Consider the following 14,375-nt stretch of genomic DNA (forward strand, 5'->3'; position numbering starts at 1 on the left):
GATAGCGCAATATTTCGAGATCTTCGTTCGATTTTATTGAATAACATGCCGAGGCTTTACTCGCGAAAGTAGGGAGGAAAAGCCGTTTGTGATAGGCTGTGCGGCTAAAGCAAAAAAATCGCTAAAAAAACATTAAACCGTTGCCAAGCCTGGTCTTGGCCACGATGAAACAAGGAACACCCAACGTGAAATCTCCGCTCGAGGCACTGCCGGCCCAACTGGGCGAGCTGATGCTCCGCGATCAACAACGCCTGCGTCGTCGCCTGCAGGGCGCACGAAAAATCAAAAATCCCGATGCCCAGCTGGCGGTCGCCGCCGAAGTGGAAAGCGACATCGCGGCGGCGCGGCAAAAAGTGCAGGCGCGCGCCGCGTCTTGCCCGCGCATTACCTATCCGGAAAGCCTGCCGGTCAGCCAGAAAAAGCAGGACATCTTAAACGCTGTCCGCGATCACCAGGTGGTGATCGTTGCCGGGGAGACCGGTTCGGGGAAAACCACCCAGTTGCCGAAGATCTGTCTGGAGCTGGGGCGTGGCGTGAAAGGGCTGATCGGCCATACCCAGCCGCGCCGCCTGGCGGCGCGCACCGTCGCCAACCGCATCGCCGACGAGCTGGAAACCCCGCTTGGCGGCAGCGTGGGCTACAAGGTGCGCTTCAACGATCAGGTGGGGGAAAACACCCTGGTCAAGCTGATGACCGACGGTATCTTGCTGGCGGAGATTCAGCAGGATCGCCTGCTGATGCAGTACGACACGCTGATCATCGATGAAGCGCACGAGCGCAGCCTCAACATCGACTTTATTCTCGGCTACCTGCGCGAACTGTTGCCGAAGCGCCCGGATCTCAAGGTGATCATCACCTCGGCGACCATCGATCCGCAGCGCTTCTCGCGCCACTTCAACAATGCGCCGATCATCGAGGTTTCCGGACGCACTTACCCGGTGGAGGTGCGTTACCGTCCGGTGGTCGACGACGGCGACGATACCGATCGCGACCAGCTGCAGGCGATTTTCGATGCGGTGGACGAGCTTGGACGCGAAGGGCCGGGCGACATTCTGATCTTCATGAGCGGCGAGCGCGAGATCCGCGACACCGCCGACGCCCTGAACCGCCTCAATCTGCCGCACACCGAAGTGCTGCCGCTGTATGCGCGCCTGTCGAACAGCGAGCAGAATCGGGTGTTCCAGTCGCACCACGGCCGCCGTATCGTGCTGGCCACCAACGTGGCGGAAACCTCGCTGACGGTGCCGGGCATCAAATACGTCATCGATCCGGGCACCGCGCGCATCAGCCGCTACAGCTTCCGCACCAAGGTGCAGCGCCTGCCGATCGAGCCGGTGTCGCAGGCCTCCGCCAACCAGCGTAAAGGGCGTTGCGGCCGCGTGTCGGAAGGGGTGTGCATTCGTCTGTACTCCGAACAGGATTTCCTGTCGCGGCCGGCGTTTACCGATCCGGAAATTCTGCGCACCAACCTGGCGTCGGTCATTCTGCAGATGACCTCGCTGGGGCTGGGCGACATCGCCGCGTTTCCGTTCGTCGAAGCGCCGGATAAACGCAACATTCAGGATGGCGTGCGCCTGCTGGAAGAGCTGGGGGCGATCGCCACCGCCGACAACGGCCACTATCAGCTGACGCCGCAAGGCCGCCAACTGGCGCAGTTGCCGATCGACCCGCGTCTGGCGCGCATGGTGCTGGAAGCGCAGAAGAGCGGCAGCGTGCGCGAGGTGATGATCATCACCGCCGCGCTGTCGATTCAGGATCCGCGTGAGCGCCCGATGGACAAGCAGCAGGCCTCGGATGAAAAACACCGCCGCTTCGCCGACAAAGACTCGGACTTCCTGGCGTTCGTCAACCTGTGGGATTATCTGCAGGAGCAGCAAAAGGCGAACTCCTCCAGCCAGTTCCGCCGGCTGTGCCGCAACGATTTTCTCAACTACCTGCGGGTGCGCGAGTGGCAGGATATCTACACCCAGCTGCGCCAGGTGGTGAAAGAGCTGGGGCTGCCGATCAACAGCACGCCTTCCGACTACCGCAGCGTGCACACCGCGCTGCTGACCGGCCTGTTGTCGCACATTGGCCAGAAGGATGCGGACAAGCAGGAATTTACCGGCGCGCGCAATGCCCGCTTCTCGATCTTCCCCGGCTCCGGCCTGTTCAAGAAGCCGCCGAAGTGGACCATGGTGGCCGAACTGGTGGAAACCAGCCGCCTGTGGGGGCGCATCGCCGCGCGCATCGAACCGGAATGGATCGAGCCGCTGGCTCAGCATCTGGTGAAACACAGCTACAGCGAGCCGCACTGGTCGAAGTCGCAGGGGGCGGTGATGGCCAGCGAAAAGGTCACGCTGTTCGGTTTGCCGATCGTCGCGGCGCGCCAGGTCAATTACGGCGCCATCGATCCATTGCTGTGCCGCGAGCTGTTTATCCGCCATGCGCTGGTGGAGGGGGACTGGCAGACGCGCCACGCCTTCTTCCGCGACAACCAAAAGCTGCGCGCCGAAGTGGAAGAGCTGGAGCATAAATCGCGCCGCCGCGATATTCTGGTGGACGACGAAACGCTGTTCGGCTTCTACGATCGCCGGATCCCCAACGACGTGGTGTCCGGCCGTCATTTCGACAGCTGGTGGAAGAACGCGGCCAAACAGCAGCCGGATCTGCTGAACTTCGAAAAAGAGATGCTGATCAAAGACGGCGCCAACAAGATCAGCGCGCTCGACTACCCGAACTTCTGGCATCAGGGCAATCTCAAGCTGCGGCTGAGCTATCAGTTCGAACCGGGCACCGACGCCGACGGCGTGACGGTGCATATTCCGCTGCCGATCCTCAATCAGGTGGAGGAGCAGGGCTTCGAGTGGCAAATCCCCGGCATCCGCCGTGAGCTGGTGATTGCGCTGATCAAGTCGCTGCCGAAACCGGTGCGTCGCAACTTCGTGCCGGCGCCGAACTACGCCGAGGCGTTCCTGGGCCGCGTAACGGCGCTGGAATTGCCGCTGCTGGACGCGCTGGAGCGCGAGCTGCGGCGCATGACTGGTGTGACCGTGTCACGTGATGACTGGCAGTGGGATCAGGTGCCCGATCACCTGAAGATGACTTTCCGCGTGGTGGGAGAGAAAAACCAGACGCTGCGCGAAGGCAAAGACCTGGCCGCGTTGCGCCTGCAGTTGAAAGAGAAGGTGCAGGAGACGCTGTCGGCGGTGGCCGACGACGGGCTGGAGCAGAGCAATCTGCATGTCTGGAGCTTTGGCCAACTGCCGGCGTTTTACGAGCAGAAGCGCGGCGGCTATTCGATGAAGGCGTACCCGGCGCTGGTGGATGAAAAAGACAGCGTGGCGATCCGCCTGTTCGACAGCGAAATCGAGCAGCAACAGGCGATGTGGCAGGGCACGCGCCGCCTGCTGTTGCTGAATATTCCTTCGCCGATCAAATACCTGCATGAAAAGTTGCCGAACAAGGCCAAGCTGGGGCTCTATTTCAACCCGTACGGCAAGGTGCTGGAGCTGATCGACGACTGCATTTCGTGCGGCATCGACAAGCTGATCGCCGAACACGGCGGCCCGGTCTGGCAAGAAGAAGGCTTTGCGCGCCTGCAGGAGCAGATCCGCGCCGAGCTGAACGACACGGTCGTCGAGGTGGCCAAGCAGGTTGAACAGATCCTGACGGCGGTCTTCAACATCAACAAACGGCTGAAGGGCCGGGTGGACATGTCGTTGGCGCTGGCGCTGTCGGACATCAAGACCCAGCTCGGCGGGCTGGTCTACCGCGGCTTCGTGACCGGCAACGGGTGGAAACGCCTGCCGGATACGCTGCGTTACCTGCAGGCGATCGAGCGCCGATTGGAAAAATTGGCTATCGATCCGCACCGCGACCGCGCGCAGATGTTGCGGGTGGAGCAGGTGCAGCAGGCGTGGCAGCAGTGGTTGAACAAGCTGCCGCCGAAGCGACAGCAGGAGGAAGAGGTGAAGGCGGTGCGCTGGATGATCGAAGAGCTGCGCGTCAGCCTGTTCGCGCAGCAGTTGGGCACGCCTTACCCGATTTCCGACAAGCGCATTTTGCAAACTATCGAGCAGCTTTCGGGTTAAGCTCGGGCGCACCGGCCGGCAAGCGGCCGGCGCACCACAGGCTCAACAGGCCGCACAGCAGCAGCGTGGCGGCCAAGTCCTGCCCGCGCGCCGCGATCGTCAGCCCCAGGCCGATCAACAGATAGTACAGCAGCCCGAATAACGCGCCGGCGGTGCCGAGTTGCTGCCGGTAGCGGCTCAGCGCCTGGCTCAGCACATTCGGGATAGCCAACCCGAACGCCAGCATCACCAGCGCACAGGGGAGCAGCATCCACAGGCTGTGTTGCCACCAGAACAATGCCACGCCGCTGGCCACCGCCAGCAAACCGCCCAGCAGGATCTGATGTTTGGCGCTGACGCCGCGCGCCAGCAGGTGGCGGTTCAACAGCGCCCCCGCCAGGCTGCCCAAAGCCAGCATCACGCCCGAGTAGCCAAATTGTTGGCTGTTCAACCCCAGCCTTTCGAACATGAACGGCGCCAGGCTGAAGTAGCTGAACACCATGATATTGAAGCTGGCGACCAGCAGCGCCGAGCACCAGATGTGCCGATCGCGCAGTATTGCCGTCAGGGCAATGCCCGGCGCGGCGGCCGTTGCGGTTTGCCGCCGTCGCGTTTCCGGCAATGTGCCGTAGCTCCACAGCAGCAGCGCCAGCGCCCAGGCCGCCTGCGCGGTGAAAATCGCCGCGCTGCCGCCCCAGGCGACCAGCGCGCCGCCGGCGAACATCCCCAGCAGCGGGCTGATGGAGAGCGCGATGCCGACCAGCGCGAACATGCGCCCCAGCGCCGGGCCTTGATAGACATCACGCAGCATGGTTTGCGTGACGATTGAGCCGACCGCGGCGCCGAAGGCGATCAGCGCACGGGCGGCCAGCAACAGCGTGAAACTGCCGCTCAGCAGCGCGAGGCCGGCGCCGACCAGATAGAGCGCCAGGCCGGCCAGCATCGCCGGACGGCGGCCGAACCGATCGCAGAAGGCTCCCCAAAAGGCGACGCCGAGGGCGAAGGCGAAGAAATAGATGGATAACGTCTGCCCGGCCTGCGCGGCGCTGACGCCGAAGTCGCTGCGGATGGCGGTGAGCGCCGGGCTGTACAGCGTTTCCAGGAGCTGCGGCGTCATGATGGCGGTGACGAGCAGCGGCAAAGATAAGCGTTGCATGATGCACATTCTCCCTAAAAGTTAAGGCGGCCAGTATAGGGAGCGGCGTTTTGTTCGATTACAATCATCCGGACAAAAAACAACAGGTATAGGACAGTCTGATGGCGCTGATTCAACAGCATCACCCGTTCGACCCGGATCGGCTGCCGGCACCGGCTCTCGGCATCGCGGCGGCACTGGCGGAGCACGACTCCGGGCTGCATTGGCATCAGCGTTCGCAGCTGCTGTATGCGCCGCAGGGGTGCATGACGGTCACGTTGGCGCAGCAGTGGCTGATTCTGCCGCCGACGCGCAGCGTCTGGATACCGGGCGGCATTGCGCATCGGGTGCAGCTGCGCGGCCGCGTCGCGTATCGCTCGCTGTATTTCGATCCGGCGCTGACGGCCGCCATGCCGCCACAGGCAACGGTGCTGGCGGTAAACCCGCTGTTGGCGGCGATCGTCGAGCGCATCGCGCACTGGCCGCTGGACTATGCGTTGGCACAGCCCCACGCGCGCGATTTGCTGGCGGTGCTGATCAATGAGTTGGGCGAGGCGCAGCGCGAGAATACCCAGTTGCGGCTGCCGCAGGATAAGCGTCTTGCCGCCTGGTTGGCGACGCTGCCGGAGAGCGACGAGTTGCCGGCGTTGGCGGCGTTGGCGCAGCGCTTGCACCTGCACGCCAAAACGCTGACGCGGCTGTTTCAGCGGGAAACCGGCCTGAGCTATCAGCAGTGGTGCCAGCAGTGGCGGCTGATGCGCGCGATCGAACTGCTGGCGTCGTTGCCGTCGGTCAGCGCGGTGGCGCAGCGGTTGGGGTTTTCCAGCGACAGTGCGTTTATCGCGTTTTTCCGTCAGTTCACCGGCACCACGCCGCGGCGCTATATGCAAGGGGGCTGAAAAAGCACAACGGCGCATAATGCGCCGTTGTGAGAGGATTATTTGCCTGCCGCCAGGGCGTCCAGCGCTTCGCGGATGCCCGGCACCGCCAGGGCGCGGTTATCGGCGCGATAGCGATCTTTCGCCGCCGGCGCCGAGCTTTGGATGGCGATCAGTTGCCAGCCGTCGGCGGTTTTCAACAGCAGCGGTGAGCCGCTGTCGCCGGGCAGGGTATCACATTGGTGCGACAGTACGCCTTGCTGAGCCCAGCCGGTGACCTTGCAGTTTTGGTGGCTGTAGAGGTCATCCAGGTGGTCTTCCGGGTAACCCGCCTGAGTTATCAGCCGCTTGGCCTGTTTTAGGGCCTGGGTCAACGCCTTGCTGTCGCCTTGCCACAGCGGCAACGGGGCGATCGGCAGCGGCTTTTTGTCTTTCAGACGGATCAGCGCAAAGTCATAAGCGGCCGCAGCGGGCGGGACGATCCAGCCATCACCGTCCGGCTTCAGCTTTTTGCCCAGCTTGCTGTCGACCAAGGTCTCGATATCGCCGGTTTGATACCGCCAGGATTTATCGCCCGCCACGAAGCGCAGGGCGATGGCTTTATCCAGTTGCCCGGGCGGCGCCAGAACGCAGTGGCCGGCGGTCAACGCCAGGTGCGGAGAGATCAGCGTGGCGGTACACAGATTGCCGCTGGCGGTTTCGACCTGGCCGATGGCTTGCCACGGCTGGGCGGCGGTATCCGTGACCTTGATTCGTTCATCTTTGCCGAAAAACAGACGCGTTTGCTCGGCCTTGGACGGGCCGTCGGCGCGTGCCGCCTGAGCAGCGATAAGCGGGAGTGAGCACAGCAACAGTAAAACGGATATGCGCATAGATCTCTTGCCTGACAAATACGGATCATCCATAAACACACAGAATGCTAACTATAGACTGATTTAGCAGCCATGTGGATGGGCAATAATTGATTTTTCAATAATTTCCCGCCGGCAACGCGGCAGGCTACAGGTAAAAAAAGACGGCGATCAGTCCGCAAAGGATCAGGGCGGTCAGAACGATCTCGAACAGGTAGCGGCGCAGCATCAATGAGAACCCCCCGATGAAAAAACACCCGGCGAACCGGGTGTCGTACACGTCAAGCCTGAAGCGGTGAGGGGACCCTCACGTCATTACGCTTTTTTGTGGCTGGCTTTCTTGTGGTGCTTTTTAGCCGCCTGGGCCTTTTGAGCCGGGGCTTTCTTCGCGGCTTTTTTGTGATGCTTCTTGGCCGCCTGCGCTTTCTGTACCGGTGCTTTCTTGCCGTGGTGTTTCACCTGAGCTTTAGCCGGCGCAGCGGTGGCGGTGGTTGCGGTAGCCGCAGGTGCGGTGGTGGCAGCCTCGGCAGCGAAAGCCACGGAAGACAGACCCATTGCAGCGGCAACAACCAGAGCTAATACTTTTTTCATCGTAGAATCCTCAACATGACTTTTGGGTATCAACCCCACTGCGGGGCCGTTGAAATGATAGTAGGCAAACGGCGCCCGGCTTTCCGTGAGTGATTGGTTTCGGCATGTAACCTAATGTACAGGGCGGCGGCGGCGAGGGGATTGCTGCTATAATGACCGCCAGGCGCGATAAAAGAGATTTAAAATGAACGAGATAGTGATTCGTTGTGGCGTGACCGAACAGGGCGAGGTGCCGCTGGCCTATGAGGACTGGGGCGATGAGGCGCACCCGCCGCTGCTGCTCATCATGGGCATCGGCGCGCAGCTTCTGTTGTGGCCTGACGACTTCTGCCGCGCCCTGGTGGCCCAGGGATTTCGGGTGATCCGTTATGACAACCGCGACGTCGGCCTTTCCGGCAAAACGCAGGCGCAACGCACGCAGCCGTTGTGGCTGCTGATGCTGCGCGCCCAGCTCGGCTGGCAAACGCCGGTGCCTTATACCCTGGCGGACATGGCGACGGACGCGGCGCATCTGCTCGATCATTTACGCATCCCGCAGGCTCACGTACTGGGCGCTTCGATGGGGGGGATGATCGCCCAGGTGCTGGCCGCCGAATACCCGCAGCGCGTCGCCTCGCTATGCATCTTGTTTTCCAGCACCAATCAGCCGCTGTTGCCACCGCCGGCGCCTTCGCTGCTGTGGCTGTTGGCGCGCCGGCCGGCGGCCGATTTGACGCTGCAGCAGCGCCACGAGGGAATGAAGGCCTTCCTGCGCGCGCTCGGTACCCGGTTTTACCCGCCGGAGGAGGCGGAACTGGATGCATTGGTGAATCGGCTGTTGAAGCGGGGCGTGGATCCCGAAGGCGTGCAGCGGCAACTTTCCGCGTTGCTCGGCAGCGGCGATCTGCGTCGCTACAGCCGGCGCATAGCCGCGCCGACGCTGGTCATTCACGGCGATCGTGATCGGCTGGTGCGCAAGGCCGGCGGGGTGGCGATCGCTCGGGCTGTCGTCAACGCCAAATTGCATATTATGCCGGGCATGGGGCATGACCTGCCTGCGCCGTTGAGGCCGCAGCTGGCGGCGATGATCGCCCGTCATGCTCTGGGATGAGAAGCCGGGACGCCGGCGTTTTTTGCCATTTTAGTTACAACATACTAATGATGAGTAGCCACCCACCACTCTGCAGCCAAGGCGTTGTCGGCAGGGAACGTGCGCTATGAAACATTATCCGGTCATACAGACGGAAAAAGGGCGCGGCTGGGGCCGCGCCAGGAGAGATTACAGGTAGCGGTTTTCCAAATGCTGGCGGAAGTAGCGTGGGTTGAGCGCTTCGCCGGTCGCATTGACGATCAGTGTCTCGGTCGGGAAACGGCTGCCGTGGCGCCAGATGTTGTGCTGCAACCAGTGGAACAGCGGCTGCAGGTTGCCGGCGGCGATATCTTCGCTCAGCGAAGGCAGGGCCTGGCGCACGCTGTGGAACAGCTGCGCGGCGTACATCGCGCCGAGGGTGTAAGTCGGGAAGTAGCCGAAGGCACCGTCGGTCCAATGAATATCCTGCATGCAGCCATTGCGGTAGTTGCCGATGGTGTCGAGGCCGAGGTAAGCACTCATCTTCTCATTCCACAGCGCCGGAATGTCTTCCACTTCGATATCGCCTTCGATCAGCGCTTTTTCAATTTCGTAGCGCAGGATGACGTGAGCAGGATAGCTCACCTCGTCGGCGTCGACGCGGATCAGGCCCGGTTTAACGCGCTGGTTGAGGCGAATGAAGTTGGCTTCTTCCAGCGCCGGCTGTTCGCCAAACTGTGCGGTGACTAACGGACGCAATATTTTCAGGAATTCATTGCCGCGCGCCAGCTGCATTTCGAACAGCAGGCTTTGCGATTCGTGGATAGCGGTGGAACGGGCCAGGGCGACCGGCTGGCCGAGCAGATCGCGCGGCAGGTTTTGCTCGTAGCGGGCGTGGCCGGTCTCGTGCACGATGCCGAGCAGCGCGGTCAAAAACTCTTTCTCGTTGTAACGCGTGGTGATGCGTACATCTTCCGGCACGCCGCCGCAGAACGGGTGGGCGCTGACGTCGACGCGGCCGTTGTCGAAGTTGAAACCGAGCAGTTTCATCACGCTCAGGCTCAGCTGACGCTGGGTGTCCACATTGAATGGACCTTGTGGCGCCTGGCAGGGCTCATTAGCCTGTTTGGCCACCACGCGCTGCAACAGATCCGGCAGCCAGGTTTTCAGATCGCCGAAGATGCGGTCGAGATCGCTGCTGCGCATGCCCGGTTCATACAGGTTAAGCAGGGCGTCGTAACGGCTGGTGCCGGCCGCCTGCGCGCGGATCTGCGCCTCTTCCCGACTGAGCTTGACCACCTCGCGCAGATTCTCGGCGAAGCCGTCCCAATCGTTGGCCGGGCGTTGGGCGCGCCAGGCGTGTTCGCAGCGCGCGCCGGCCAGCGACTTGGCTTCGACCAGCGAGGCCGGCAGCAGCACGGCGTCTTCATACTGGCGGCGCATTTCGCGCAGGTTGGCGCGGTCGATCTCGTCCAGCGTCTCTTGCTGCGCGCGATCCAACAGCGCGCCGGTGTTTTCCGCCGTTAAAATCTGGTGCTGCAGCACGCTCAGCTCAGCCAGCGCCTCGGAACGTGCCTTGCTGCCGCCCGGCGGCATCATGGTTTGCATGTCCCAACCGGCGATGGCGGACAGGTGGCCGAAACGCGACAACCGGCTGAACAGGGCGCGTAGGTGATCGTAAGCAGACGTGTTGGAATGTGCAGATGTCATTATTATTCGGCTCCAATGAGAAGGTCTGGCGGCATTACGCCAGATCGGCTTTTAAACTGAATGTCGGCTTTACCGGCCAGCAGAAACGGAAACTGGCGCCGCCGAGCGAACTCCCTTCGACGAACACCTGCCCCTGGTAGGCGACGGCGATGGAGTGGACGATGGCCAGGCCCAACCCGCAGCCGCCGGTAGCGCGATCGCGGCTGGGGTCGAGACGGACGAAAGGTTCAAACACCCGCTCGCGCTCTTCCGGCGGGATACCTGGCCCGTCATCCTCGACCTGCAAGCAGGCGAGGTCGCCGTCAAACCACAGGCCGACGCGCAGACGCTGTTCGGAATAGCGCAGCGCGTTGTTGACCAGGTTGTCGAGCACGCGCTCCATCAGGCGCAGATCGACGCCGCCGAAGTCGCCGACGTGCGGGATGTCGAGCTGGATGTCGCGTTCCTGATGGATAAGGCGGATATCATCGACCTTGTCCTCCAGCCACTTTGGCAGATCGATGGGTTCAATGTTTAGCGCAACCTGCGGGCGATCCAAACGGGCATAGGTCAGCAGCTCGTCGATCAGCGACTCCAGCTGGCCGATATCGCGGTTCAACGCCTGCTGCTCGCTTTCGGACAGGTTATCGCTCATTTCGAGCCGGTAACGCAGGCGCACCAGCGGCGTGCGCAGCTCGTGCGCGATGCCGTCGATCAGCTGTTTCTTGCTGGCGATCAGGGTGTTGACGCTGTCGGCCATCTGGTTGAACGCCACGCCGAGCCGGCTCAGGCTGGAGGTGGGATCGAAGTGGGTGCGTTCATCCAGGTGCCCGGCGCCGAGTCGCTGGGCGGCGTTTTCCAGCTTCAGCAGATCTTGCCAGTGCGGCCGCATCCACAGAAACACCGGCAGTGCCAGCGACATGCCGATAAACACCAGCAACACCAGATCCAGCAGGCGCATCTGGTGCAGATAGAACAGATAAGGAATGGGGCCAACCACCAACACGTAGTGGCTGCGCGGAATGCGCTGCATAAAGGTGTACTGATCGTCGAGGGCGATGATTTCCCCCAGCCGCAGCCGTTTTTTCAGATCCTCGCTCAGCTCCTGTTTGCCGAGCGGTTCGATATGCAGCTTGAACGACAGGTTGAGATCCAGCGTGGCGATGGTCTTGTTCCAGTCCTTCAGCGGGATTTCGCGCAGCTCGCTGCGCATCAGGTACAGCGAACTTTTCATCAGATCGTCCATCGACTGGCGGCCGGCGCGCTCGGCGGTCACCTTGTACACCAGGCCAACCAGCATCGCCATCACCAGAAAACAGACGAACAGCAACAGGAAGAACTGGACGAAAAGTTTTCTCATTGTTGCACCGATGCCCAGGCATTAGGGGCGAACAGATAACCTTTATTGCGCACGGTCTTGATGCGGAACGGCTCCAGCGCGTTGTCGTACAGCTTGCGGCGCAGGCGGGAGATCGCCACGTCGATACTGCGATCCATACCGTCGTAGCTCACGCCGCGCAGGTTTTGCAGCAACGCCTCGCGATCCATGATCTGCCCGGCGTGGGTCGCCAGTTCCCACAACAAATCGAAATCCGAGGTGGACAGGGTGATCGTTTCTTCGCCCAGCGTGACCTGCCGGTTGACCGGATCGATGCACAATAGCCCAAAATGCAGCGCGTTATGCTGGGTGAGCGGCTGAACCGACTCTTCTTTCGGCTGCTGGCTGTGTTGGCGCAGGTGCAAACGCAGGCGGGCCAGCAACACCGCCGGCGGCGTGGTTTTCAGGATATAGTCGTTGGCGCCCATCTCCAGCGACAGAATATGGTTCATGTCGCTGTCGAGCGAGGTGAGCAGCACGATCGGGCCGGGGAAGGTAGGGCGCAGATCGCGGCACAGCGTCATGCCGTCTTTGCCGGGCAGCATGATGTCCAGCAGCACTAAATCGGGTTGCTCGCGCTCGATGCGCGCTTGCGCGCTGTCGCCGCGCGGTTCGATCAGCACCTCGATGTCGTGTTTGCCCAGATAGGCGGCGATCAGTTTGCCGACTTCAGGATCGTCTTCCACAAAAACAATTTTATGCATATGCCCGTGTTTTAATAAGAAAAGCGGATTTCAGCATAGCGCGGCCCACAGCGAAGCGCCATGCGGATCTTTGCCTCAGCGCAGCGGCCGCCCGCCGTCGACGCCGTGGGTGCGGCCGGTCACGTAACGGCTCTCCAGCAGGTAATTCACCAGATTGACCACTTCGCTCTCGCCCGGCGCGACCTTCATCAGCGATTTCGCCAGCGCTTGTTGGCGGTAGGCTTCATCGTCGCCCGGATTGAAGATGATCAGCGCCGGCGCGATGGCGTTGACCTTCACCTCCGGCGCCAGCTTGCGGGCGAACGAGCGGGTCATATTGTCCAGCGCGGCCTTGCTGGCGGCGTAGGCGATATGTTTGTCGCTGCCTTTTTCCACCACGTAGTCGGTCAGATGGATAATGTCCGCGCCTGCCTGGCCCTGGCCGGTCAGACATGATTCGAGCAGTTGGTTGAGCAAATAGGGCGTATAGACGTGAATTTGCAGCATCGCCGCCATCACTTGCTCCGGCGGCACTTCCGCCGACTCGGCCTGCCAGGCGCTGGCGTTGTGGATCACTGCGCGCAATTTGGGCGCCACCTGCCGCACCTGGTCGGCGAAACGGTAGATGCCTTCGTGCGTGGAAAAATCGCCCTGAATGCAACTGGCGCCCAAGGCTTTCAACTCGGTCATCGCCGGATATTCGCTGCGATAGGCAATGATGACGGGAACGCCGCGCTGGAGAAACGCTCTGGCGAGCGCCAGCCCGATGCGCCGCGCGCCGCCGGTAATCAGCACCGGGGCAGAGTTGGGGTGTTCCATTGATTAAAGCTCCTGGACAGACTGGCAAACAATAGGGGAATTATGCCATCATACGGCGGAAAGTCGTTAAAGCTTCGCATGATTATCCATTTCTGGATGTAAGATCCCCAATGCGTTTCAGGTTGCCGCCCGGCGGCGGCTTGAAAGACCACGGGTTAACACTGGCCATGAGAGGAATGAGGGGATGAACAGCAATCACCTTGCATCCATCGCGCGCAGTGAGAAAATCTGTTTTGACTATATGGATTTTCTGTCCGCATCGTGCAGGAAGCACTGGCGCTTTGTTGATGCTATTTATGGTGTGATGCCGATCTTCGGCATGGTGTTGAAATCGCGCGTGACCACGTCACAAACGCGCAAAGAGCAGTTGAAAGAGCTGGCGCTGCAAGTGGTGTCGACACAGGTCAGCGATGAAACCAATATCGTGCGCCTGATTGACCTGGCGCAGCAGCAGGGCCTGACGGTGTTTGATATTCAGTTGCCCTATGCGCTGGAAGCGCAACAGCTGGCGGCCATTCAAAAAGAGTGCGAGGAAGGCATTGCGATCGCCCTGGTGGGTGAGCGCATGACCATCACCATTCCCCCTAAAAGCTGACCGGGTGTATCGACCCGGCCGCCCGTTCATGGTTAGGCAATTGACTTACCGCGATGGCCTAACCATGAATGTGAAATTTCGCGCCGCGTCATGGTCGGCGTCTAACCTTCATCCCATCATTCAATTCATTCATTGGCGGATTACCCTCCTCAGGGCGTTGTGCCGTTTTTAATGCACGGTGGCGGAATGGTTGCCAGCAGGCGCGCAGATGCCGGTTTCCGGCAGCCGATGTTCGCGCAGCACCTGCAGCGTTTCTATTCGAAAGCGCAGCAGGTGCCGCTCGGCGGCCTGCTGCATTTGTTCGCACAGCGAGGTATCGTCCATCACCTGTTCGATGGCGAGCCGAGCCTGATGCACATGCGGCTCAACGCCGCGGAGGGGCGTTTGCCGCAGGCGCAGATGGGTAATGTTGTTGAATGTAACGATCAACGCGGCCAGGGCAGACTCGAAAATATTCAGTGCGTTAACTCTGGCGGCATATTCCACATTCAGCCAGGGTTTCTCGGCGATGATCGCCTGAGCGACGCCCAGCGCCTGCTGATAGTGCATCATCGCCAGGCGATCGCGCCGCTGATTGAATGCCGTGTTGCCCTTGGCGATCAGTGCTTCCCAAGCGGCAAACAAGGGTAATGCGTGCAGCAGTTTTTCAGCCATGA

General features: G+C 61.4%; 12 protein-coding genes. 4 read left to right on the plus strand and 8 right to left on the minus strand.

What is annotated here, in order from left to right; all coding sequences use genetic code 11:
* Positions 1-185 precede the first annotated feature (185 nt).
* The gene (gene hrpA / locus CRO23_RS11165) at positions 186-4,073 is read left to right on the plus strand and encodes an ATP-dependent RNA helicase HrpA (RefSeq protein ID WP_016927577.1); all 3,888 of its coding nucleotides are present in this window, start codon (positions 186-188) and stop codon (positions 4,071-4,073) included.
* Here hrpA and CRO23_RS11170 read toward each other — a convergent pair.
* The gene (locus CRO23_RS11170; RefSeq protein WP_028128336.1) at positions 4,051-5,208 is read right to left on the minus strand and encodes an MFS transporter; all 1,158 of its coding nucleotides are present in this window, start codon (positions 5,206-5,208) and stop codon (positions 4,051-4,053) included. The genes hrpA and CRO23_RS11170 overlap by 23 nt on opposite strands.
* A 101-nt stretch (positions 5,209-5,309) precedes the next feature.
* On the opposite strand from CRO23_RS11170, the gene CRO23_RS11175 reads away from it, so the two are divergent.
* Positions 5,310-6,086, plus strand: a complete 777-nt coding sequence (locus CRO23_RS11175; protein WP_016927579.1) for an AraC family transcriptional regulator — start codon at positions 5,310-5,312, stop codon at positions 6,084-6,086.
* 38 nt (positions 6,087-6,124) lie between these two features.
* Here CRO23_RS11175 and CRO23_RS11180 read toward each other — a convergent pair whose 3' ends face one another.
* On the minus strand, positions 6,125-6,937 hold the full coding sequence (locus CRO23_RS11180; protein WP_016927580.1) for a trypsin-like serine peptidase: 813 nt from the start codon (positions 6,935-6,937) through the stop codon (positions 6,125-6,127).
* A 294-nt stretch (positions 6,938-7,231) separates the two neighbouring features.
* A complete protein-coding gene (asr, locus tag CRO23_RS11185; RefSeq protein WP_028127450.1) occupies positions 7,232-7,507 on the minus strand; it encodes an acid resistance repetitive basic protein Asr in 276 nt (91 codons plus the stop codon).
* A gap of 184 nt (positions 7,508-7,691) precedes the next feature.
* On the opposite strand from asr, the gene CRO23_RS11190 reads away from it, so the two are divergent.
* Complete coding sequence (locus tag CRO23_RS11190) at positions 7,692-8,597, plus strand: alpha/beta fold hydrolase (protein WP_049299368.1); 906 nt, start codon at positions 7,692-7,694, stop codon at positions 8,595-8,597.
* Between the two features lie 168 nt (positions 8,598-8,765).
* Here CRO23_RS11190 and CRO23_RS11195 read toward each other — a convergent pair whose 3' ends face one another.
* From CRO23_RS11195 to folM, 4 genes are all read right to left on the minus strand, one after another.
* Positions 8,766-10,265: a carboxypeptidase M32 gene (locus CRO23_RS11195; RefSeq protein ID WP_079452079.1), complete on the minus strand. Its 1,500-nt coding sequence runs from the start codon at positions 10,263-10,265 to the stop codon at positions 8,766-8,768.
* 34 nt (positions 10,266-10,299) lie between these two features.
* The gene (gene rstB / locus CRO23_RS11200; protein ID WP_033640178.1) at positions 10,300-11,604 is read right to left on the minus strand and encodes a two-component system sensor histidine kinase RstB; all 1,305 of its coding nucleotides are present in this window, start codon (positions 11,602-11,604) and stop codon (positions 10,300-10,302) included.
* The gene (gene rstA / locus CRO23_RS11205; protein ID WP_004938307.1) at positions 11,601-12,326 is read right to left on the minus strand and encodes a two-component system response regulator RstA; all 726 of its coding nucleotides are present in this window, start codon (positions 12,324-12,326) and stop codon (positions 11,601-11,603) included. The genes rstB and rstA overlap by 4 nt, the downstream gene beginning before the upstream one ends.
* 75 nt (positions 12,327-12,401) lie before the next feature.
* Positions 12,402-13,124: a dihydromonapterin reductase gene (folM, locus tag CRO23_RS11210; RefSeq protein WP_016927586.1), complete on the minus strand. Its 723-nt coding sequence runs from the start codon at positions 13,122-13,124 to the stop codon at positions 12,402-12,404.
* Positions 13,125-13,308: 184 nt separating this feature from the next.
* On the opposite strand from folM, the gene CRO23_RS11215 reads away from it, so the two are divergent.
* Positions 13,309-13,719 carry a hypothetical protein gene (locus CRO23_RS11215; protein ID WP_004938301.1) on the plus strand — a complete coding sequence of 137 codons (411 nt, stop codon included), beginning with the start codon at positions 13,309-13,311 and terminating at the stop codon, positions 13,717-13,719.
* Positions 13,720-13,887: 168 nt separating this feature from the next.
* On the opposite strand, the gene CRO23_RS11220 is transcribed toward CRO23_RS11215, so the two are convergent.
* Positions 13,888-14,373, minus strand: a complete 486-nt coding sequence (locus tag CRO23_RS11220; protein ID WP_033640179.1) for a hypothetical protein — start codon at positions 14,371-14,373, stop codon at positions 13,888-13,890.
* Positions 14,374-14,375: the final 2 nt, after the last annotated feature.

Origin of the sequence: Serratia sp. JKS296 (genome assembly GCF_900215445.1) — a bacterium.
Taxonomy (GTDB): Bacteria; Pseudomonadota; Gammaproteobacteria; order Enterobacterales; family Enterobacteriaceae; genus Serratia; species Serratia marcescens.

What these genes read in the sequence shown, in the direction of transcription:
- CRO23_RS11170 (WP_028128336.1), bottom strand. Translation starts at nt 5,208, where the DNA reads ATGCAACGCTTATCTTTGCCGCTGCTCGTCACCGCCATCATGACGCCG.
- CRO23_RS11175 (WP_016927579.1), top strand. Translation starts at nt 5,310, where the DNA reads ATGGCGCTGATTCAACAGCATCACCCGTTCGACCCGGATCGGCTGCCG.
- CRO23_RS11180 (WP_016927580.1), bottom strand. Translation starts at nt 6,937, where the DNA reads ATGCGCATATCCGTTTTACTGTTGCTGTGCTCACTCCCGCTTATCGCT.
- asr (WP_028127450.1), bottom strand. Translation starts at nt 7,507, where the DNA reads ATGAAAAAAGTATTAGCTCTGGTTGTTGCCGCTGCAATGGGTCTGTCT.
- CRO23_RS11190 (WP_049299368.1), top strand. Translation starts at nt 7,692, where the DNA reads ATGAACGAGATAGTGATTCGTTGTGGCGTGACCGAACAGGGCGAGGTG.
- CRO23_RS11195 (WP_079452079.1), bottom strand. Translation starts at nt 10,265, where the DNA reads ATGACATCTGCACATTCCAACACGTCTGCTTACGATCACCTACGCGCC.
- rstB (WP_033640178.1), bottom strand. Translation starts at nt 11,604, where the DNA reads ATGAGAAAACTTTTCGTCCAGTTCTTCCTGTTGCTGTTCGTCTGTTTT.
- rstA (WP_004938307.1), bottom strand. Translation starts at nt 12,326, where the DNA reads ATGCATAAAATTGTTTTTGTGGAAGACGATCCTGAAGTCGGCAAACTG.
- folM (WP_016927586.1), bottom strand. Translation starts at nt 13,124, where the DNA reads ATGGAACACCCCAACTCTGCCCCGGTGCTGATTACCGGCGGCGCGCGG.
- CRO23_RS11215 (WP_004938301.1), top strand. Translation starts at nt 13,309, where the DNA reads ATGAACAGCAATCACCTTGCATCCATCGCGCGCAGTGAGAAAATCTGT.
- CRO23_RS11220 (WP_033640179.1), bottom strand. Translation starts at nt 14,373, where the DNA reads ATGGCTGAAAAACTGCTGCACGCATTACCCTTGTTTGCCGCTTGGGAA.